At 40.8% G+C, this 22,476-nt stretch carries 15 protein-coding genes, 2 tRNA genes and 3 rRNA genes; 7 read left to right on the forward strand and 13 right to left on the reverse strand.

The genetic code is table 11. The features are described from left to right. Positions 1-90: 90 nt before the first annotated feature. From purC to A5482_RS07390, 3 genes are all read left to right on the forward strand, one after another. Positions 91-834 (forward strand): phosphoribosylaminoimidazolesuccinocarboxamide synthase, encoded by a 744-nt coding sequence (purC, locus tag A5482_RS07380; protein ID WP_069791292.1) that lies wholly within the window; start codon positions 91-93, stop codon positions 832-834. Between the two features lie 63 nt (positions 835-897). Beyond that, positions 898-3,219: a BamA/TamA family outer membrane protein gene (locus tag A5482_RS07385; RefSeq protein WP_242411999.1), complete on the forward strand. Its 2,322-nt coding sequence runs from the start codon at positions 898-900 to the stop codon at positions 3,217-3,219. Between the two features lie 105 nt (positions 3,220-3,324). Then, on the forward strand, positions 3,325-4,044 hold the full coding sequence (locus A5482_RS07390) for an ABC transporter ATP-binding protein (protein ID WP_069791290.1): 720 nt from the start codon (positions 3,325-3,327) through the stop codon (positions 4,042-4,044). A 134-nt stretch (positions 4,045-4,178) separates the two neighbouring features. On the opposite strand, the gene A5482_RS07395 is transcribed toward A5482_RS07390, so the two are convergent. From A5482_RS07395 to A5482_RS07405, 3 genes are all read right to left on the reverse strand, one after another. After that, on the reverse strand, positions 4,179-5,273 hold the full coding sequence (locus A5482_RS07395; protein ID WP_069791932.1) for an ISAs1 family transposase: 1,095 nt from the start codon (positions 5,271-5,273) through the stop codon (positions 4,179-4,181). 168 nt (positions 5,274-5,441) lie between these two features. Beyond that, entirely contained in the window at positions 5,442-5,711 is a 270-nt protein-coding gene (pipX, locus tag A5482_RS07400; RefSeq protein ID WP_069791573.1) for a transcriptional coactivator PipX, read from the reverse strand. Positions 5,712-5,915: 204 nt separating this feature from the next. Continuing rightward, the gene (locus tag A5482_RS07405) at positions 5,916-6,665 is read right to left on the reverse strand and encodes a PEP-CTERM sorting domain-containing protein (protein WP_069791572.1); all 750 of its coding nucleotides are present in this window, start codon (positions 6,663-6,665) and stop codon (positions 5,916-5,918) included. Positions 6,666-7,554: 889 nt separating this feature from the next. On the opposite strand from A5482_RS07405, the gene panD reads away from it, so the two are divergent. Continuing rightward, positions 7,555-7,977, forward strand: a complete 423-nt coding sequence (panD, locus tag A5482_RS07410; RefSeq protein WP_069791571.1) for an aspartate 1-decarboxylase — start codon at positions 7,555-7,557, stop codon at positions 7,975-7,977. A gap of 132 nt (positions 7,978-8,109) precedes the next feature. Then, positions 8,110-9,081, forward strand: a complete 972-nt coding sequence (locus tag A5482_RS07415) for a protochlorophyllide reductase (RefSeq protein WP_069791570.1) — start codon at positions 8,110-8,112, stop codon at positions 9,079-9,081. A 124-nt stretch (positions 9,082-9,205) separates the two neighbouring features. Here A5482_RS07415 and gltD read toward each other — a convergent pair whose 3' ends face one another. Continuing rightward, positions 9,206-10,690, reverse strand: a complete 1,485-nt coding sequence (gltD, locus tag A5482_RS07420; protein WP_069791569.1) for a glutamate synthase small subunit — start codon at positions 10,688-10,690, stop codon at positions 9,206-9,208. Positions 10,691-11,191: 501 nt separating this feature from the next. Here gltD and A5482_RS07425 point away from each other — a divergent pair. After that, positions 11,192-13,201 carry a ribonuclease catalytic domain-containing protein gene (locus A5482_RS07425; protein WP_069791568.1) on the forward strand — a complete coding sequence of 670 codons (2,010 nt, stop codon included), beginning with the start codon at positions 11,192-11,194 and terminating at the stop codon, positions 13,199-13,201. A gap of 77 nt (positions 13,202-13,278) precedes the next feature. Here A5482_RS07425 and A5482_RS07430 read toward each other — a convergent pair whose 3' ends face one another. From A5482_RS07430 to A5482_RS07470, 9 genes are all read right to left on the reverse strand, one after another. Then, positions 13,279-14,868, reverse strand: a complete 1,590-nt coding sequence (locus A5482_RS07430; protein WP_069791567.1) for a 2-isopropylmalate synthase — start codon at positions 14,866-14,868, stop codon at positions 13,279-13,281. A 166-nt stretch (positions 14,869-15,034) separates the two neighbouring features. Beyond that, positions 15,035-15,152: ribosomal RNA gene (gene rrf, locus A5482_RS07435) — 5S ribosomal RNA — on the reverse strand. Positions 15,153-15,211: 59 nt separating this feature from the next. Next, a 23S ribosomal RNA gene (locus A5482_RS07440) occupies positions 15,212-17,990 on the reverse strand. Between the two features lie 117 nt (positions 17,991-18,107). After that, positions 18,108-18,180 (reverse strand) — tRNA-Ala (locus tag A5482_RS07445). 5 nt (positions 18,181-18,185) lie between these two features. Next, positions 18,186-18,259: transfer RNA gene (locus A5482_RS07450), tRNA-Ile, on the reverse strand. Positions 18,260-18,333: 74 nt separating this feature from the next. After that, positions 18,334-19,823: ribosomal RNA gene (locus tag A5482_RS07455) — 16S ribosomal RNA — on the reverse strand. The 16S, 23S and 5S rRNA genes sit together here with 2 tRNA genes alongside, the layout of an rRNA operon. 578 nt (positions 19,824-20,401) lie before the next feature. Continuing rightward, on the reverse strand, positions 20,402-20,695 hold the full coding sequence (locus tag A5482_RS07460; RefSeq protein ID WP_069790931.1) for a type II toxin-antitoxin system RelE/ParE family toxin: 294 nt from the start codon (positions 20,693-20,695) through the stop codon (positions 20,402-20,404). Continuing rightward, complete coding sequence (locus tag A5482_RS07465) at positions 20,680-20,868, reverse strand: hypothetical protein (protein WP_015224124.1); 189 nt, start codon at positions 20,866-20,868, stop codon at positions 20,680-20,682. The genes A5482_RS07460 and A5482_RS07465 overlap by 16 nt, the downstream gene beginning before the upstream one ends. A 69-nt stretch (positions 20,869-20,937) precedes the next feature. Continuing rightward, positions 20,938-21,384: a PPC domain-containing protein gene (locus A5482_RS07470; RefSeq protein WP_069790932.1), complete on the reverse strand. Its 447-nt coding sequence runs from the start codon at positions 21,382-21,384 to the stop codon at positions 20,938-20,940. A 373-nt stretch (positions 21,385-21,757) separates the two neighbouring features. On the opposite strand from A5482_RS07470, the gene A5482_RS07475 reads away from it, so the two are divergent. Next, on the forward strand, positions 21,758-22,468 hold the full coding sequence (locus A5482_RS07475; protein WP_069790933.1) for a PHP domain-containing protein: 711 nt from the start codon (positions 21,758-21,760) through the stop codon (positions 22,466-22,468). Positions 22,469-22,476 lie beyond the last annotated feature (8 nt).

Consider the following 22,476-nt stretch of genomic DNA (forward strand, 5'->3'; position numbering starts at 1 on the left):
TATTCAAAGCAGAGGGTTAGGGGATTGAGGGGGCTAAATTAAACTTATTGGTATTATCAATTATCAACTATCAATTATCAATTAATCATCATGACGACAAAAGAAAAATTATATGAAGGTAAAGCGAAAATTATTTACCCTACCGATGATGAGCAGGTTTATTTAACCTATTATAAAGATTCGGCTACCGCCTTTAATGCTCAAAAGAAAGGTACTATCACCGATAAAGGGAAAGTGAACTGTGCGATCGCATCTGCCCTTTTAGCATACCTCGAAAAAAAAGGCATTCCTACCCACTTTATCGAAAAAACCTCCGAGCGAGAAATGCTTGTCAAAGCAGTAAAAATAATTCCCCTAGAAGTTGTGGTGAGAAACATCGCCGCTGGTAGCCTTTGCCGAGAAACAGGCTTACCCGAAGGAGAAATACTACCCAATCCCCTAGTAGAATTTTACCTCAAAGATGATGCTCTCCAAGATCCTTTGCTCACCCCCGACAGATTAGCATTGTTAAACCTTGCCACTGACGAGCAAATTAAACAACTACAAACCCTTGCTAAAACCATTAATCAACACCTCATCGAATTTTTTAATAGTTGTCAAATTACCCTAGTTGACTTTAAACTCGAATTTGGCACAGATACTCAAGGAGCAATATTACTCGCCGATGAAATCAGCCCAGATACCTGTCGTCTATGGGATAATCAGGAACAAGATAAAGAAAAAAGAGTCATGGACAAAGATAGATTTAGGAAAGACTTGGGAGAGGTAGAATCTGCCTATCAAAAAGTACAAACTAGAGTCCTAACTCAAATTGAAAAACTAGAAAATAGCTAGTATATTAAAGACAATTATTTTTATTACTAAAAAACTTGGTGTGTGGCTGTGAGCAACAACAAAATGAGAAAAAAAAAGCAAAATTCTACCTCTGTAGTGCAAAAAAAGAAAACCGCCCAAAAAGCAGAAAAAATGACCTTAAACTTAAAAGCTACTAACCATAATCATCATGATGTATTTCACCCCAAAACATCCATGGCAAAGCTAGTAGTCAAGTTTCCCATTCTCTCTGCTCTTCTGTTTCTAACCACCTTTATAGTTAGTCAACCCTTAAAAGCTAATGCAGAGGTAGAAATCGAAGATACTCCATCCCTCACCAACCATGTAGATTTTAGCCTTAGCACTATCCCTCACCAGCCCCAAGAGTTTGCTAGTCAAAACATTGAGATAAATAAAGCCCCTCGTCCAGAAGATTTTGTGGGAGAAGATACCTCTCAAGAAATTATAGTTAAAGATAACGAAGAATTATCTCCTAATTTAGAAATAAGCTCATCTAACCTAGAAGAATTATCCCCTAACCTAGAAATAAACCCCCAATCTTTATCATCCCAAACCCTCTTAGCTCAAAATAATCAACCCCAAAGCGAAGAAGAAGCGAGGGTATTAGTGGCAGAAGTGCTAGTGGAAGGGGTAGAAGGAGAATTAGAAGACCTAGTTTATAACGTCATTAGAACAGCTCCAGGGCGTACCACCACCAGAACCCAACTACAGGAAGATATTAACGCTATTTTCGCCACAGGTTTTTTTAGTAATGCCAATGTAGTGCCTAGTGATACTCCTTTGGGGGTCAGAATTACCTATACCGTAGCACCCAACCCCGTGTTGCAAAGGGTAGAAATACAAACGGTATCGGGCGATCGCCCCGATGCTCAAATTCCCCCAGAAGTCATTGACGAAGCCTTTGGGGATCAATATGGAGCGATTATTAACCTCCGAGATTTACAAGAGGGCATCACCACCATCAATACTTGGTATAGCGACAATGGTTTCGATTTAGCTCAGGTGGTAAGCTCTCCTCAAGTGTCCTCCGATGGGGTTGTTACCCTTGCCATTGCAGAAGGAGAAATCGAAGATATACAAGTAAAATATTTTAGTGAAGATAACGAAGAAGTTGACGGCAAAACCAGAGAATTTATTATCACCAGAGAAGTACAACTCAAACCAGGGGATATTTTTAATCGTAATACAGCCCAAAGAGACTTACAAAGGGTATTTGGTTTAGGTATTTTCCAAGATGTACGTCTTTCTTTTAGTGAAGCCGAAGATCCCTCTAAGGTCATCATGAACATAGAAGTAGTACAAGCCAATACGGGTTCCATCGCCGCTGGTGCCGGTATTAGTTCCAATAGTGGATTTTTTGGAACCTTGAGTTATCAACAACAAAACCTAGGGGGTAATAATCAAAACCTAGGGGCGGAATTTCAGTTAGGAGAAAGAGAACTATTATTTGACCTTAGTTTAAGAGATCCTTGGATTGCCACCACCCCCGATCGCACCTCCTACACCGCCAATATTTTCCGTCGTCGCTCTATCTCCCTTGTTTTTGATGGTACAGATACCGACAGCATCAGAACCGAAATAGGAGATACTCGCCCTCGGGTAGTGCGCTCAGGTACAGGGGTAACATTTTCTCGTCCCATTGCCGAAGATCCTTTCACTCGCCCTGATTGGGTATTGAGTGCAGGATTCCAATACCAAAGGGTAGAAATTAAAAACACCGAAGGAGATCTCAGCCCTCGCTCCTCCGCTGAATTTGGCAATGAATTACTATCCCTCAGTGAATCAGGACAGGATGATCTTTTCCTTTTACGGTTCAATGCTTCGCGCGATCGCCGTAATAACCGTTTACAACCCACAGAAGGCAACTTCCTCTTGGTGGGCATGGAACAAACTGTTCCCCTGGGTTCGGGAAATATTCTCTTTAACCGTATTCGGGCAAACTATAGCCATTATATTCCCGTCAACTTCCTCGATTTCGACTTTGCTGAAGGCCCCCAAGCCCTCGCATTTAACGTCCAAGCAGGGACAATATTGGGAGACTTGCCCCCCTACGAAGCCTTTGTTTTAGGGGGTAGTAACTCCGTCAGAGGTTACGGAGAAGGCGATCTTGGTAATGGTCGAACCTTCCTCCAAGCTAGCGCTGAATATCGCTTCCCTATCTTTTCCGTGGTGGGTGGTGCCTTATTCCTCGACTTTGGAACCGATTTGGGTTCTGGTTCATCAGTACCCGGGCAACCTGCCGAAGTACGAGGGTTGAGCGGTAGTGGGTTTGGTTATGGTTTAGGGGTCAGGATTCAATCCCCTGTGGGCCCTATCCGCATCGACTATGGTATCAATGATGAGGGTGACAACCGCATTCACTTTGGTATCGGCGAAAGGTTTTAAACAATTGACAATAGACAATGGACAATGGAAAATAAAAGTTACATTGATCTTGTCTTACTTGTTTATTTTATAGATAATTTCTCGTCAACACCTCATTGATAATTCATGACTAACCTATTAGAAGTAAAAGATGTTTATGCCGGATATATCAAAGACTTAAACATTTTACAGGGCATTAATTTTCGAGTTGAACCAGGGGAATTAATCACCGTAATAGGTCCTAATGGGGCGGGAAAATCGACCCTTGCCAAAACTATTTTTGGGCTTTTGACTCCCAATCAAGGGGAAATAATTTTTAAAGACCGTAATATTGCGGGGTTAAAGTCCAATGAGATTGTTAAGTTAGGGATGTGTTATGTTCCCCAAATTTCTAATGTTTTTGCTACTTTGACGGTGGAGGAAAATTTGGAAATGGGAGCTTATACCCTTTCTGGCTCTTGCAAAAAGCAAAAAGAGATCATTTATTCTATGTTTCCTAAGTTAAAGGAGCGTTTTCGCCAAAAAGCTGGTACTTTGTCGGGAGGGGAAAGGCAGATGTTGGCCATGGGTAAGGCGCTGATGTTGGATCCTGATTTGCTCTTGTTGGATGAACCTTCGGCGGCACTGTCTCCCATTTTGGTTAATGATGTTTTTGAACAAATTAAGGCGATAAATGCCACGGGAAAGGCGATCGTTTTGGTGGAACAAAATGCCAAAAAAGCCCTGATGATGGCGGATAGGGGTTATGTTTTAGAAAGCGGTAAAGATGCGATCGAGGGTAAAGGTTCTGATTTGTTAGATAATCCTTTGGTGGGTGAATTATATCTTGGTACTCGCCATGAATAATTTACTCCCCTCTTTTCTAAGAGGGGCTAGGAAAGGTATTTATTTTTGTTTTGCTAAAATTTTAATATAGCGTTTTTTATAATTATGAGATACATTCATTATTCTCAAGTCCCCCTTATTAAGGCAGGGGTGATTCATTCTAAGAGAAAAAAAAGAGACTCAAGTCTGGAGTAGAGCCATCTCTGGGCTTTTGTCACCGAAGGAAAATCAAGTAAGCGTAAAAGATTTAACGCTATAGTTTTGAGAATAGAGATATTAATAACGGCATTAAGGTTTTTGATAGGAGATTGATCCTCTTTTAAAATTACATCCTTAATCCAGTGTAAATTATTTTCAATACTCCAATGTTCTCTAATTTTTTGAGCAAAAACCATAGCATCTTTTTTGAGACTACTCATATAATAGAGTGTTTGTTGATATGGTTTTGAACCTCGAAATCCCTCTCGTTGAACTTCAATAACGGATTTAATACTGATCCAACGAGGGTCAATGTTTTCTGGTGGATTATATACAGATATTTTTCTTGTAATATGACGACCATGACTAAAATCAGTATCATAAAAACTACTACGAGAACATTGATATTTAACGACATCATCAATGGATTGATATAGTTTTTTCTGGTTCTTTTTTACAGTGATTAAATAATCATTATCAGATTCAATAATTTTGCGAGTAGTCTCTTTTTGACAGTGTAAAGCATCGAGAGTAAATACAGCGTTGGTAACAGTGCTATTAGTTATCAAATCTTGACTATAGGGAATTTCAGATCCTTTTTTATTCTGAAATGTTCTTAAACCATAAACCCTTTTATTTTGGTGATTAAATAAAGAGATAAATACAATGAAATCTTGTTGATTTCCATACTTATCTGTGACAGTATTTCTTAAACTTTTACCATCGATAGAAAAATATTCTTGCTCTTGTTGTACTGAAATTAATTCTTGAGACCATTGATTAAAAAGAGATTCTAATAAATGATGGTCAAAACTAGAAATAACCCTTCTAATAGTAGAGTAAGAAGGAAGGTTATTACTTTTTATCTTCAGCATTTTAGATAGTGCTTTTTCATTATATTGACAAAAATCTCCTATGGCTCTGTAGCCGATAAACCCAGAGATTGTTCCTAGTATAAAAACTGTTAAAATTACCCATAATTGATGTCTTTTCCCTTTTGGGTTACGATAATCCTCGATTTGTTGAAGTTTTTCTACTAGACTTTTAAGCATTATTGAATGTAAAACAATTAGGTGAGCATTTTCTAATTTACTAGAAAACATTCACCCTTTCTTTTATTTTACTCCCTACTTTGAATCACCCCTGCCTTATTAAGGGGGATTTAGGGGGATCATCTTGTACTCCGTAACCACGATAATTGCTATAAATTTATATTATTTCTACTGGAAAGTGCGCTGGTAAATCTCATTTAACTGCTTATAAGCATTCCAATCCCCATTACTCCTCAAACCCCTCAACTTACTTTCCATCAACAACCTCGCCTCCGAGCGCGTCAGGGGTTCAAAAAAAGTCTCCCGTTGTTCAACCTTCACCCGAAAAAAGAGCCTTTGAGCATAAAGAGTAGTAAACAACTCTTCCTGTTTTTCAATAAGGCACAATCGATAAAGTAGTCCAAACGTGGGATGGTTAATATATGTTTCAGTAGTCATTAAACTTACAAATGGTGATGCCAAATTGTTTTTTACTTAGCATGGTGATACTTGATTGTATCCTTTATTTATCCACAATTCGAGTTTTCTGTAAAGGGATTTTTTTTCTTAAAATTTCCCTTTCTCCATTAAAATAAAAACGTCATCCGATTAATCAGACAACGTTTTTAAATTCTATAATCACTACGGAATAATTTGTTGTGTCTAGTTTTGTTCTGCTTTATGAGATCTCTTTTTAGCACCAGCAACCCCTAGTAAACCAAGCACTAATAAGCCACCAACTGTGCTAGGTTCAGGTACAGCTTGGAAGCCTATAGAACTCAAAGTAATATCAGCATCATTTCCAGCATCAAAAGTTAGCTCAATGTTAGTCACACTACTTAAAATACTGGAGCTAAAACTAGATAAATCCAAGCTAAAAATTCCAGTATTATTGATAGAATTTGATACAGATTCAAAGGTAGATCCGTCACTACTCAATCTAAGTATCGCAGTCACGTTGTTTAGATCCACTGAATCAATGTTAAGAGCAAAAAATCCGAACTCAGAAAAATCTGTCGCAGTGCCATTATAAGAGATGGTAGCATCAGCGCTAGAACCAGTAGCATTACTGAATGCTAACTGACCGCTATCGTTTACCCCAAATTGACTACCTGATCCTGAAACTGGAACTAGATTTAGTGTTCTTGATCCTCCAAAAACGTTTGTTTCATTTGGATCATCAGGAAAGCTTTGAGTATTCGATAGTTTGGCTGGATTACCTGGAAAGTTATTGGAATAGGTACACTGAGACAATGAGAAAAGACCACATAAATCCTCTCCATTACCCGCCCGACTAAAATCATCAATAACAAAAAAAGCAGCAGCATCAGCGCCCCTAGCCGTTAACCCAATCATAGTAGCGGGGGCAATCAAACCGCCAACTAAAAGAGTTGATAGAGTAGATTTTTTCATAGTATTCTTTTGAGAATTATAAATCTTATTATTTACTAACTTATCCTAGCTAAGTCTCGAGGTTTTGTCAACAGATTTTCCATGAAACTTTGATAAACTTAAAAACACCATAATTTATATTATTTTTTAATTAAGTTTAATTGCTCTGAGGGAGAGTTAAAATTAGTTTTTCTTTCTGCTTAGTGTGAGTAATTATTGATATTTGACTTTAAATTAGTAAAATCAGCTTAGTAGTATGTGGCACAGAGGTTATAGCCTAGCGTTAAACAAAATATATCCTCACTAAAAATCAGTTCTGAGTTAAAAAGTAAAGCTATCTAAACCCTTTATCTGACAAGACATCAGCAACTAAAACTTTTTCAAAATTAGTGATTTCTTCTCTAACCTCCACACAGTGCCAAATTAAGAGATCTTGTAACTAACGTTACATTTTTTATAGTTGTAAAAATAGAACAATTAACCTACAATGATTTAAGTAAAATACTTTAATAATTGTTGTCACGTAAAAGAATATTTTGTGATTAAGATCAGTAGCTATAAACATACTTAAGTATGTAAAATTCACATGAAGTTTCTACTACAAAATTACCTTTTATTGAGTATCTTAAGGAAAATAAAATCTTAACGGATAAAATAATTTTGAAAAGTTATCGGCGAAAAAACACTAAGTTTGACAATTTAAAGCTACCGAATGTCTAAAATTTGGCAACAGATAGTACAATCTTTTCTTTTCTAACTAAATCACTTACGTATAAGTTTGCGACAGTATTAGACTAATTTTGAGAATTTCGAACTTAATTATCCATCTTCTTGGGAAGATTGTCGAGAGACTGTAGCATAGTTATGGATAACTTTTTTATGTTTTGAAGCCAAACTTATACTATTTTTTATGAAAACTATTAAATTAATGCACGCCAAGCTGCATCGAGTGAGGGTGACGGAGGCGAATGTTAATTATGTGGGCAGTATTACCATTGATCCTGAATTAATGGAAATGGTGGGTATTTTACCCCTAGAGGAAGTGGAAATTGCTAATTTGAATAATGCCCAAAGATGGTCAACCTACGCTATTCCGGGTACTAAGGGTAGTGGGGAAATATGCCCTAATGGTGGTGCTGCTTTGTTGTGTGAAAAAGGGGATATTTTAATTATCTATGCTTATGAACAATGTGAGAGAAACTATATCTTAGAAAAAGGACATCAGGCAAAGGTGTTAATCGCTGGAGAAAAGAATGAGGTAGCGGACTTTTTTATTCAAACCTTAAATTATGATAACGGCAAGTTTGAATTTGAACCCCGACTAGAGAAATAAAGAAATATTAAAAAATATGACCCCTAGCTTAAAGAAACTTAGAACAAGAAAATATAGTTCTATGGGATTATTAAAATAATTAATGATTAAAAATTTATAAACTTATCGGCGATCAAATTAAGGCAAATAAATATGGTAGAAGCTCAAAAATCAACAGTTATTATCACTGGGGCATCATCTGGGGTGGGTTTATATGGTGCAAAAGCCCTCGCAAAAACAGGAAAATGGCACGTCATCATGGCTTGTCGTAACCTCGAAAAAACCCAGAAAGTAGCCAAGGAAGTGGGCATCCCCGAAGACAGTTATCAAATTATTCACCTCGATTTGGCTTCCCTCAACAGTGTTCAGAAATTTGTGGAGGATTTTCGGGCTACGGGTAGAAATCTCGATGCTTTGGTGTGTAATGCGGCGGTATATTATCCCCTCCTCAAAGAGCCAATGTATAGCGAAGATGGTTATGAAATCAGCGTGGCAACTAATCATTTAGGGCATTTTCTTCTTTGTAATCTCATGTTAGAGGATCTCAAAAAGGCTGCTAATCCTCACCCACGGTTAGTAATTTTGGGTACTGTTACGGCTAATCCAAAAGAGTTGGGCGGAAAAATTCCTATTCCGGCACCTCCAGATTTAGGAGATTTAAAAGGCATGGAGAAAGGATTTAAAGCCCCTATTTCTATGATTAATGGCAAAAAATTTAAGTCAGGCAAAGCCTATAAAGATAGTAAGCTTTGTAACATTCTCACCATGAAGGAGTTGCACCGTCGCTATCATGATTCTACGGGGATTATTTTCAATTCTTTTTATCCCGGTTGTGTGGCTGAAACAGCTTTATTCCGTAATCACTATTCCCTATTCAAAAAAATATTCCCTGTTTTCCAGAAAAATATCACGAAGGGTTATGTGACTGAGGAGTTGGCAGGAGAAAGACTTGCCATGGTGGTAGGGGAAGAAGATTTTGGTATATCTGGAGTTTACTGGAGTTGGGGTAATCGTCAAAAAGAAGGACGAGAATCTTTTGCTCAGGAGGTTTCTGATGAGGCAAGTGATAAAAGTAAGGCTCTTAAGTTATGGGATTTGAGTGCTAAGTTAGTGGGAATTAATTAGTTAGCGTAAAATAATTGTTTAAGTAGGGGCAAGGGGTTTAAACCCCTTGTTAGTTATTAGTTAGGCGCAAGGTTCAAATTCTTTGTTTAATTTAAAAAAAGTTAAATTAGATAGAATGTGGAACTTACTGAGGTAAATCACTGTAGCCCATTAAGAAGCGATCGCACTTTTGAGCCACTCCACGACCTTCGTTAAAAGCCCAAACCACAAGACTTTGACCCCGACGACAATCCCCAGCAGCAAACACATTGGGAATGCTGGTACTATAATCATCATAGTCAGCTTTGATATTGCTACGGTGATCTTTTTCTAAACCCATTTGCTCTAACAAAAACTGTTCAGGGCCTAAGAAACCCATGGCGAGCAACACCAGTTGGGCAGGGGTTACTTTTTCGGTTCCCTCGATGGGGTTAGGGATAAAACGTCCATCTTCGTTGCGTTGCCACTCCACCTGCACAGTGTGAACAGCTTTTACGTTACCATGGTCATCCCCTTCAAATTTAGTGGCTGTGGTGGTATAAAAACGAGGATCTTCTCCAAACTTGGCGGCGGCTTCCTCCTGTCCATAATCGAGACGATAAATTTTTGGATATTCAGGCCAAGGATTATTTTTTGCCCTCATCTCTGGGGGTTTGGGCATAATTTCTAGTTGAGTTACTGCGTTACAACCATGACGAACGGATGTACCAACACAGTCTGTACCCGTATCACCTCCGCCGATGATAACCACGTCTTTTCCTTGGGCAGAAATCAACCCTTCTGGGTTTGCGTCTAAAAGTGCCTTGGTGTTAGCGGTGAGGAAGTCCATGGCGAAATGAATACCTTTTAAGTCTCTGCCTTCTATGGGTAAATCCCTCGGCTTTCCAGCACCAATACAGAGGATTACCGCATCATTATCCTGCACCAACTGCTCTGCGGTTATATCTTTGCCGATTTCGGTATTACAAACAAATTTGATTCCTTCTTCTTCTAATATCCTAATACGGCGCATTACCACCTTTTCCTTATCGAGCTTCATATTAGGAATACCATACATGAGTAGTCCCCCGGGGCGATCGCCCTTTTCATACACCGTCACCCAATGTCCAGCCCTATTTAACTGAGCAGCAGCACTCAATCCCGCAGGGCCAGAACCCACCACAGCAACCTTTTTCCCAGTCCTTTTTTCAGGGGGATGAGCCGTCACCCAACCTTGCTCCCAACCATGATCGATAATACTACACTCGATATTTTTGATGGTAACAGGGGGGTTATTGATACCTAAAACGCAAGAACCCTCACAGGGAGCAGGACATACCCGCCCCGTAAATTCAGGAAAATTATTAGTTTTGTGAAGACGCTCTAAGGCTTCTTGCCATAAACCACGGTAAATCAAATCATTCCACTCAGGAATTAAATTATTCACAGGACAACCACTAGCCATGCCACTGATTAGCTCTCCTGTATGGCAAAACGGCGTACCGCAATCCATACATCTGGCACCCTGATTTTTTAGGTTTTCTTCGGGTAGGTGCAAATGAAATTCATCCCAATTTTTAATTCTCTCAAGGGGATCTTTATCTACTGGTAATTCCCTTGCAAATTCTAAAAATCCTGTTGGTTTACCCATATTTTTTGTCTTAAATGATATTTTTTCTTAATGATTGAAATAGATGTCAAAGAAAATATTATTAGATTAGTTATTAATAAGAAATAGAAAAATTTAGTTACTTTTAATGAAGAAGGAAATAAAATTAGTTTAGTGATAAATATATTTTTATCTCTTATTTTTCTTCTGTATTCATTTGATAACGACTAACGTTATGTCAAGAAAAGCAAACATTATTTAAATTTTGAATTGTTTTTCCCTTATCTTATTAATTTCATTTTGTTAATAAATTTGCTAGTCTTTTTTCTGTGACAAGTATATTGATCTTACCCTAATGCTAGAGGATTCATTTATATTTAATATTTCTTTAAAGAATATTTTTAATTTTTATTAACTATTCTTAATAATTTTACTTATTTGCATCACCTATTTTCTCTCACAATAGGTTTTACTTTACACATTTGCCTAATAATCTTAAACTTAAGTATGTTGCTGATCAAATCATAGTAAGAAGGGTTCAGGGTGGAAAAAGGAACGCTAGTAGAATTTAAGGTTAATGGCGATCGCCGTTTAGCTGTTATCGAAAAACCAGAGGGAAAAAAAGATTGGATTGCCATTGATAAAAATGGTACTAACCATAAAGTTAGACCCCAAAAAATTGATTACCTTGTAAAGGGAGAATCCTTCAAACCTTCAGATATTGAGAAATTTAGCCAAGAAGTAGAGAAATATTTAGATCCTTCTAGCCTAGAAGTGGCTTGGGAATTGTTGATGGAAGAATCAACCCCCATTACTCCCCCCGAATTAGCAGGGTTAATTTTTTCCGAAGAAACCCCCCTCCTTTGTTACGCATCTTACTTATTATTGTCTGACGATAAAATATACTTCAAGAAGAAAGGAGATGTTTATGAACCTCGCCCCACCACCCAAGTAGAGGAAATTAAGCATCAAATTGATATTGAAACTCAGAAAAGGAAAGAAAAAGAAGAATTTTTTGAACGGTTAAATCAAGCCCTAAGAGGGGAAGATACTACATGGACAAATAACGATTTAATTAAACTGGACTTTGTGGAAAGATGGGTATTACAACCCGATAATCCGCCCAAACAAGCCCAAGAGATTTTAGAAAACATCGGTAGATCAAAAACTGTCCAAGAAGCATGGCAGTTATTGATTGACCTGAAATTATGGAGCGAACATGAGAATTTATTCTTGCGCCGTAGCTCTTATCCTAACAACTTTCCTTTAGAGGTAGCAGAAATGGCTCAGTCAATTATCTATGATATTTCTAAAGGAATAGAAATCCCAGACCTTCAGCCTCGCTTAGATTTGACCGCTCATAAGGTATATACCATCGATGATGAAAGCACCAAGGAAATTGACGATGGTTTGAGTGTGGAAACCCTAGAGGATGGTACTTTACGTTACTGGATTCACATTGCAGATCCCACTAGGTTAATTACTCCCCATGATGATTTAGATTTGGAGGCTCGCAAACGCAGTACCAGTTTATATTTACCCACTGGAATGATCCCCATGTTCCCCCCTGTATTGGCGACAGGCCCTATGAGTTTGGTTCAAGGTCAAATTTGCCCTGCCCTTAGTTTTGGGGTAACTCTTGATGAAGCAGGGGGCATTAAGGACTATGAAATACATTCTACCCATATCAAGCCTACTTACCGTCTCACCTATCATGATGTGGATGAGATGTTACACCTTGATATACAAGCAGAACCAGAAGTTAAGCAGTTGGCGGAGGCTTCTAAGTTGCGATCGCAATGGCGCCGAGATAATGGTTCGGTAATGATTTCCATGCCCGAAGCTATTATTAAAGTAAAAGGGGAGGAGGATGTTACCATCGAATTATTAGATGATTCCTATTCCCGTACCTTGGTAGCCGAAATGATGATTCTCACGGGGGAAGTGGCAGGGCGTTTTTGCCAGGAGCATGATATTCCCGTACCTTTCCGTGGACAACCTCAGCCTGAATTGCCCCCCCATGAAGAATTAATTCTCCTTCCTGCAGGCCCGGTGCGATCGTCTGCTATCCGCCGTTGTATGCCCAAAAGTGAAACTGGTTTATCTCCCATCCGTCATTCCAGTTTGGGGTTAAATACTTATACTCAAGTGACATCTCCCATTCGTCGCTATACGGATTTACTAGCTCATTTTCAAATCAAAGCCCATTTACGGGGTGATGAGTTACCTTTTGCAAGGGATGAGATGCAGTCAATTCTCTTTAATGTCACTTCCACTTCTTCTGAGGCGGTATTAGTAGAAAGACAAACCAACCGTTATTGGACTTTGCAATATCTCAAGCAACATTCTGATGAGGTTTGGGAAGTGTTAATGTTGCGTTGGTTACGGGAAGATGATCGCCTTGCTCTCATTCTTTTTGAAGACATAGGTTTAGAATTTCCCTATAAGTGCGATCGACCCACAAAAGTAGGGGAAACCTTTATGCTAGAAGTGGCATACTGTGACCCCCACCGAGACGAAGTTCGCTTTAAAGAAGTAGTTAACCCCTCATAAACTATTTAATAAAAATCCCTCAGAATTGAGGAATTGCGGGAGTCGGGTGGGCATTACCCACCATTTTCTTTAATAAACTACTTCACCTCAATCAGCTGTTTTGCCTTAATAGTCGCATAAAGACGATTCAAAGCACTAATATAAGCCCGTGCAGAAGCCACAATGACATCCGTATTCGCCGCATAACCAGAATAGGTACGTCCTTCATGTTTAAGGCGAATCGTCACCTCTCCCATGGCATCAATTCCAGCAGTCACAGACTTAACAGAATATTCCGTCAACTCATTGGGAATGTTCACCACTCTATTAATGGCCTTATAAACCGCATCCACAGGACCAGTTCCAATGGCAGCATCGCTCAACTCCTCACCATCAGGATTTCTTAAGGTAATAGTCGCTGTGGGAGAAGAATGATCACCACAAGACACCTGCACCAACTCTAAACGGAATAATTCAGGGGGCTGTTGAATTTCATCATTAACAATTGCCTCCAAATCCCAGTCCGTAATTTCTCGTTTTTTATCAGCTACTTCTTTAAAACGTAAAAACGCCTTATTAAGATCATTCTCTGACAAATCAAAGCCCAATTCATGCAAACGAGAACGAAAAGCATTACGTCCAGATAGTTTACCCAAAACAATCTGATTAGTCGTTAAGCCTATGGACTCCGCATCCATAATTTCATAGGTAAGACGATTTTTCAAAACACCATCTTGATGAATTCCCGACTCATGGGAAAAAGCATTAGCCCCCACAATCGCCTTATTAGGTTGTACCAACATTCCTGTGAGATTAGACACCAAACGAGAGGTTTTGTAAATTTGTTTCGTATCAATATTAGTTAAAGGCTCATTAGACTCAGGAGGTCTGCCCAAAAATGGATTATAGTATTGACGGCGAACGTGGAGAGCCATTACCAACTCCTCTAAAGCCGCATTTCCAGCCCTTTCCCCAATGCCGTTAATGGTACATTCTAATTGTCTTGCACCGTTTTTAACAGCTTCAAGGAAATTTGCCACTGCCAAGCCCAAGTCATTATGACCATGGACAGAAATAATTGCTTGATCAATATTGGGTACATTATTTTTAATACCCCTAATCAAAGCACCATATTCACTAGGAGTGGTGTAACCTACCGTATCAGGAATATTCACTGTGGTAGCCCCAGCCTTAATAGCCAATTCCAACACTTGATACAAAAATTCTGGATCGCTACGCCCTGCATCTTCAGGAGAAAATTCCACATCATCCGTAAAGGTTTTTGCATAGGCAACCATATCAGGAACCATTGCCAATACATCTTCCCTCGTCTTTTTTAGTTTATATTCCAAATGAATATCTGAGGTAGCCAAAAAAGTGTGGATTCTTTTTTTGTAGGCAGGTTGAAGAGCTTCTCCTGCACTTTTAATATCTCTTTCCGTTGCCCTTGCCAAACCACAAATAGTGGGTCCATTTTCTGTCCCTACAGCCTGAGCAATTTTATTGACAGCTTCAAAGTCCCCCAGACTAGCATGGGGAAAACCAGCCTCAATGACATCAACACCTAATTTAGCTAACGCACGAGCAATTTTTAATTTTTCTTCTACGTTTAAACTCGCCCCAGGAGACTGTTCCCCATCACGCAAAGTAGTGTCAAATATAATAATTCTGTCAGGCTGGTTTGTCATATCTTAAAACTGTTCAACTCGATTATTTTGCCAATATGTCTTATTCTATGATATACGAAAAAAAGAGTTTTAGCCTATTTCGAGCTACAAGGTCATATCAAAGTCGAATATAAAATTAAGCAAAAAAAAGCCGCCATGTGATGGGGCGGTTTTTTGTGATTATTAAGGCAGGCATAGAACTATTGTCCCAAGGGGCTACCCCCGTAGTATCGTCGCTGCTGCTGTGTTTCACCCACGAGTTCGGGATGGAGTCGTAGTGGTTCCACAACGCTAGATACACCTGCCAAGATTATGAGGTTAAAAACCCTCAAGACTGCATAGATAATTATAAGTAAGTTTGGAATAGGTCAAGCTGACGGTCTGTTAGTACACTTCGGCTCCATACATTACTGCACTTCCACCTTGTGCCTATTAACGGGTGTTCTTCCCGTGACCTTACACCAGAATACTCATCTTGAGGTGGGCTTCCCACTTAGATGCTTTCAGCGGTTATCCACTCCGTACATGGCTACCCAGCGTTTACTGTTGGCACAATAACTGGTACACCAGCGGTACGTCCTTCCCGGTCCTCTCGTACTAAGGAAGGCTCCTCTCAATATTCTCACGCCTGCACCGGATATGGACCGAACTGTCTCACGACGTTCTGAACCCAGCTCACGTACCGCTTTAATGGGCGAACAGCCCAACCCTTGGGACGTACTTCCGCCCCAGGTTGCGATGAGCCGACATCGAGGTGCCAAACCTCCCCGTCGATGTGAACTCTTGGGGGAGATCAGCCTGTTATCCCTAGAGTAACTTTTATCCGTTGAGCGACGGCCCTTCCACTCAGCACCGTCGGATCACTAAGACCGTGTTTCCACCCTGCTCGACCTGTATGTCTCGCAGTCAAGCTACCTTCTGCCTTTGCACTCTTCGACTGATTTCCAACCAGTCTGAGGTAACCTTTGTACGCCTCCGTTACCTTTTTGGAGGCGACCGCCCCAGTCAAACTACCCACCTGAAACTGTCCTCATTTAAGAGTTAGAATTCTAGCCTTCTGAGAGTGGTATCTCACCATTGACTCTATTATCCCCACAAGGATAATCTCATCGTCTCCCACCTATCCTGCGCACAGCAGGCCCGAACACAATTCCAAGCTATAGTAAAGCTTCATAGGGTCTTTCTGTCCAAGTGCAGGTAGTCCGTATCTTCACAGACAATCCTATTTCGCCGAGCCTCTCTCCGAGACAGCGCCCAGATCGTTACGCCTTTCGTGCGGGTCGGAACTTACCCGACAAGGAATTTCGCTACCTTAGGACCGTTATAGTTACGGCCGCCGTTCACCGGGGCTTCAGTCGCTAGCTTCATCCTAAGACTGACCAACTTCTTTAACCTTCCGGCACTGGGCAGGCGTCAGCCCCTATACCTCCTCTTTCGAGTTTGCAGAGACCTATGTTTTTGCTAAACAGTCGCCTGGGCCTTTTCACTGCAACCACCTCTCGGTGGCACCCCTTCTCCCGAAGTTACGGGGTCATTTTGCCGAGTTCCTTAGAGAGAGTTAACTCGCTCCCCTTAGTATTCTCTACTTGCATACCTGTGTCGGTTTCGGGTACCGGGATTCTACATTCAACACTATTAAAGCTTTTCTTGCCACTATCCTTACACTCTCGCAACCGAGGTTGCTTCCAATCCACTTAGGATGAGTTTATCTTTCATGGGTCCCTTTAATAGCTCCTGTAAAACCACGCAGGAATATTTACCTGCTTGCCATCGACTACGCTATTCGCTTCGCCTTAGGTCCGGGCTAACTCTCCACGGACGAACCTTCTGGAGAAACCCTTATGCTTTCGGGGTTGAAGATTCTCACTTCAATTTTCGCTACTTAAGCCGACATTCTCACTTCTCTATCGTCCACATCTGCTTGCCGCTAATGCTTCTCCCAATAGAGAACGCTCCCCTACCACTCAATATGAGTCCATAGCTTCGGTGAAAGACTTAGCCCCGTTCATTTTCGGCGCAGGAGCGCTTGACCAGTGAGCTATTACGCACTCTTTCAAGGATGGCTGCTTCTAGGCAAACCTCCTGGTTGTCTTTGCACTCCCACCTCCTTTATCACTTAGTCTTTACTTGGGGACCTTAGCTGATGGTCTGGGCTGTTTCCCTTTCGACGATGAAGCTTATCCCCCACCGTCTTACTAGTGCTACAATCATGGGTATTCTGAGTTTGTCTCATCTTGGTACCGCTCTCGCAGCCCGCAACGAAACAGTGCTTTACCCCCCATGACATTCCACACCGCTGCGCCTCAACACATTTCGGGGAGAACCAGCTAGCTCCGGGTTCGATTGGCATTTCACCCCTAACCACACCTCATCCGCCAATTTTTCAACATTGGTCGGTTCGGACCTCCACCACCTGTTACGGGGGTTTCATCCTGGACATGGTTAGATCACCCGGGTTCGGGTCTACAAACAGTGACTAGCGCCCTTTTCAGACTCGATTTCTCTTTGGCTTCGACTTTCCGTCTTAACCTGCCACTGCCTGTAAGTCGCCGGCTCATTCTTCAACAGGCACACGGTCATCCGTTCTATCGGACTCCCATTGCTTGTAAGCTAATGGTTTCATGTTCTATTTCACTCCCCTCCCGGGGTTCTTTTCACCTTTCCCTCGCGGTACTTTTCACTATCGGTCACACTTTGTATTTAGCCTTACCACGTGGTCGTGGCTGATTCACACGGGATTTCTCTTATACCGTGCTACTCGGGATTCACCTACAATTACTTCTGTTTTCGACTACAGGACTTTCACCTTCTTCGGTCTAGTTTTCAGCTAGTTCGTCTAACATCCACTCTTGATATCGATGTCCCACTACCCCAGTATTCGTAAACACTGGTTTAGGCTTCTCCCGTTTCGCTCGCCGCTACTAAGGGAATCACTTTTGTTTTCTCTTCCTCCGGCTACTAAGATGTTTCAGTTCACCGGGTTCGCTCATCATCTCCTAAAAGATGTGTTTTTAGGGTTGCCCCATTCGGACATTCTCGGCTCAATGTTTGCTTCCAACTCCCCGAGACTTTTCGCAGGTTGCTACGTCCTTCTTCGCCTTCGTGTGCCTAGGTATCCACCATTAGCCCTTGATTGCTTGACCTAATTATCTGTTTAATACAGACTTCCTACTTACTTTTTTTTCTATGCAGTTTTCAAGGTTCTTACTGAGACTTTTTCCTCAGCATTTGTTCGCTAAAACAGTGCTAAGTTTTCTCACTGGAGATAAGCGGACTCGAACCGCTGACATCCTGCTTGCAAAGCAGGCGCTCTACCAACTGAGCTATACCCCCACCTATGGGCCATCCTGGACTTGAACCAGGGACCTCACCCTTATCAGGGGTGCGCTCTAACCACCTGAGCTAATAGCCCATGAACCCAATCTCTAGTTTGAAATACCATTTTCCATCACATTCCTTGCTGACCACTATATGTGGTCTCCCTTATAAGGAGGTGATCCAGCCACACCTTCCGGTACGGCTACCTTGTTACGACTTCACCCCAGTCACTAGTCCCACCTTCGGCGTCCTCCCCCCAAAAGGGTTGGAGTAACGACTTCGGATGTTACCAACTTCCATGGTGTGACGGGCGGTGTGTACAAGACCCGGGAACGGATTCACCGCAGTATGCTGACCTGCGATTACTAGCGATTCCTCCTTCACGCCGGCGAGTTTCAGCCGACGATCTGAACTGGGGCTAGGTTTGATGGGTTTCGCTTCACCTTGCGGTTTCGCATCCCTTTGTCCTAACCATTGTAGTACGTGTGTAGCCCAAGACGTAAGGGGCATGCTGACTTGACGTCATCCCCACCTTCCTCCGAGTTCTCCCCGGCGGTCTCCCTAGAGTCCCCAACTTAATGCTGGCAACTAAGGACGAGGGTTGCGCTCGTTGCGGGACTTAACCCAACATCTCACGACACGAGCTGACGACAGCCATGCACCACCTGTCACGATGTTCCCTAAGGCACTCTTTCCTTTCAGAAAAATTCATCGGATGTCAAGTCTTGGTAAGGTTCTTCGCGTTGCATCGAATTAAACCACATACTCCACCGCTTGTGCGGGTCCCCGTCAATTCCTTTGAGTTTCACACTTGCGTGCGTACTCCCCAGGCGGGATACTTAACGCGTTTGCTTCAGCACAGCAGGAGTTTATACCCGCTACACTTAGTATCCATCGTTTACCGCTAAGACTACAGGGGTATCTAATCCCTTTCGCTACCCTAGCTTTCGTCCCTCAGTGTCAGTACATGTCCAGTAGAGCGCCTTCGCCACTGGTGTTCTTCCTAATCTCTACGCATTTCACCGCTACACTAGGAATTCCCTCTACCCCTCCTGTACTCTAGCTCTTCAGTTTCCACACCCTACCCGAGGTTGAGCCTCGGTCTTTAAATGCGGACTTGAAGTGCCACCTACGGACTCTTTACGCCCAATGATTCCGGATAACGCTTGCATCCTCCGTATTACCGCGGCTGCTGGCACGGAGTTAGCCGATGCTTATATTAGGTACCGTCACTTTCTTCTTCCCTAAGTTTTGAGGTTTACAACCCAAGAGCCTTCCTCCCTCACGCGGTATTGCTCCGTCAGGCTTTCGCCCATTGCGGAAAATTCCCCACTGCTGCCTCCCGTAGGAGTCTGGGCCGTGTCTCAGTCCCAGTGTGGCTGCTCATCCTCTCAGACCAGCTACTGATCGTTGCCTTGGTAGGCTTTTACCCCACCAACTAGCTAATCAGCCGCGAGCTCTTCCCTAGGCGATAAATCTTTTACTTTTCAGCTCATCCGGTATTAGCAGTCGTTTCCAACTGTTGTCCCCGACCTAAGGGCAGATTCTCACGTGTTACTCACCCGTCCGCCACTATCACCCTAAGGTGACCGTTCGACTTGCATGTGTTAGGCATACCGCCAGCGTTCATCCTGAGCCAGGATCAAACTCTCCATTGTAAAGTTTCTATCACCCTAAGATGACTTAATCCTTTTAATTTGAAGTAGTTTTACTTGCTCTTTCTTGGCAATGCTTAAACCGAAGTTTAAGACTTTCGTTTTTTTTAAATAAAGTTATTTTGACAAGGATATATGTAATACTTGAAAAATGGCTTTCAAACTATTGAATTGTCGAGGTTCGTGGTGTGTCAGGAGAGTTTGTTGCTCTCAATCGCACATATACTAATATAACTAACCTTTTCTAAAATGGCAACTTTTTCTTCTATCTTTTTTCAAACTTCTGTCACAATCATTACAAAATAAGGCTTTCTGGCTCTTAAACTTTTTTCTTTTTTCTTTTGATTGCTCCTTTTTTGTGTTGGCTTTTGTGTTTTTACCTTCTCAACACTAATGACAAGTACCTTATTAGTGGAGTAAGTGAGTAGGCGTAATTAAATAGATTTGGGTAATGGATAACAAGGGGCTTAAGCCCCTTGCCCCTACTTTGGGTATAAAAGATCAATTTCGCCAACCTACTCAGTAGCGAAGATTCAACCCATATAGTTAATATGATGTAGTAGTGAACTTTGTCTATGTATTTAGTCGGTTAGGTATAAAAGTTTTTTCCCGTGGATGACAGCTACTACTGTATATGTTTCTTTTTCTAGGCGATAGATTAGGCGATAGCTGTAGGCGAATTGTTCGATGATGGTGGATTCTTCAAATTCGGGGATTAATCTGCCTTCTGTGCCGTTTTCTGGGAGTTTTTGGGTGATGGAGATAATTCTTTGTACAACGGCAGCGGCATAGGACGGTGAATCTCTTGCAATGTAAGCGGCGATCGCCTCTACATCCTCTACAGCTTTTAAAGACCAAACTACTCGATAAGCCATTTATTTAACAATCCTTCTACTTCTGCTTGTTGCAAAACCCCTTCGGTATCAGCTACCTGTAAACCTTGGCGAACTTTACCTAATACATACAAATGGTACTGTATATCCTCTACAGTACAATCATCAGGTAATTTTCTCAACATGGACTCTACTTTTTCTTTAGCTGAACTCATAACAATAGACACTATAAAGATAATTAATAATAAAACCATTAACAGATGATGTCACGATTTAATGGATAACTAATTTTTCTCTTGTAATTTTGTGACACGGAGATTAAAGTTTCCACTTCCAGAAAGAGCGAAGGAACGAACTCTTATTATATATTTACCGTCCTCAGCGATACGAGTGAACAGTAATGAATTGGTAGTACCATCGGGCCCATCATCATTTTCGGCGATAGTTGTACCATCTTCTTTCATCAAAACAACGATAGTATCAAATTCATCGGAGGTAAGATCTATCACAATTTGTTCCCCTGCCCTTAAATTAAGATAGTAATCTCGAGCAAATCCTCCTTCCCCTGTGGGAATATCGTTGGGGGAGAGGGTATCTTGAATCATGCGGTTATGTTCAATGGGAATGGGATTATAAACCTGTTGGGATGATTGTGCATTGGCTTTTAGATAAATATTGGGTAACAGCGCCCCTAGCACAAGTAAGTAAACGTATTTGCTTAGATTAACCATAAAAATAGGACGGTAAATGAATAGTAATTTTAACCTATTTTTTATGAGAAAAAACTAAAAATAATTAATAGTTAAGCAAAAAAGCTCTATTTAATATCAAATCTTTACGGGTTACTTTAATCGCTGATAAGCTATATCATAAAGAGCTTCAACAGTTTATTCTTAAGTGTTTTTTAAATTTGTGGTGAACTTAAGATTAATGACTTGTTAATGATTCAACTAACTAATCTGTGTAATAAAAAACAAGCATAAGTAATAATACTTAAATTAGTATTTCTGATGAAAAAAATCAATTATTTGTTCATTTTTTACGGTCAAAACATCGTTTTATTTGTTAAATTAAGTTTAACAATCTGTAACAATTAACCGATTTATGCTATTGAGCAAAGAAAAAAAACCCCTATGGGTTAACAACCAAAGATCTCAAGATACCAAGAAACTAGAACAGGTATGGGCAAATCTTCAACCTAGTAGTTGTCCATTCCAATACAATTTCCATTTACATACCAGTTGTTCGGATGGACAATTAACTCCCGAATCACTTATAGAACAAGCCATTCAAATTGGTTTACAAGGTTTAGCCATTACGGATCATCATAGTATTGATGGTTTTTATCGTGCTTTATCTTGGATGAAACGAAAAAAACAGGTTAACGAATCCATTTTGTTGCCTCATCTTTGGACTGGAGTGGAAATTACTTCTGAGTTGAATGGTACTATCGTACACATACTTGGGTATGGTTTTGATCCCCATGCTCCTGTGATGAGAAAGTATTTAGGAGGATATAAGCCAGAAGGAAATGATGCTCAGGCAAAAGAGGTGATTAATAGTCTTCATAAAGCTGGTGCTTTGGTAGTGTTGGCACATCCTAGCCGTTATCGTCGTCGTGCGGAGGAATTAATTCCTGAAGCAAGTTTGTTGGGTATTGACGGGGTAGAAAGCTATTACGCCTATGGTAATCCTCAACCTTGGGAATGTAGTCGTAAACAGATGAATGTTGTTAAATCGTTGGCGGAAAAATATGATCTTTTATCTACCTGTGGCACAGATACCCATGGTAATAATATTTTGGTTCGTCTTTGATTTTTGTT

The organism is Cyanobacterium sp. IPPAS B-1200, assembly GCF_001747005.2.
Classification (GTDB): Bacteria; Cyanobacteriota; Cyanobacteriia; order Cyanobacteriales; family Cyanobacteriaceae; genus Cyanobacterium.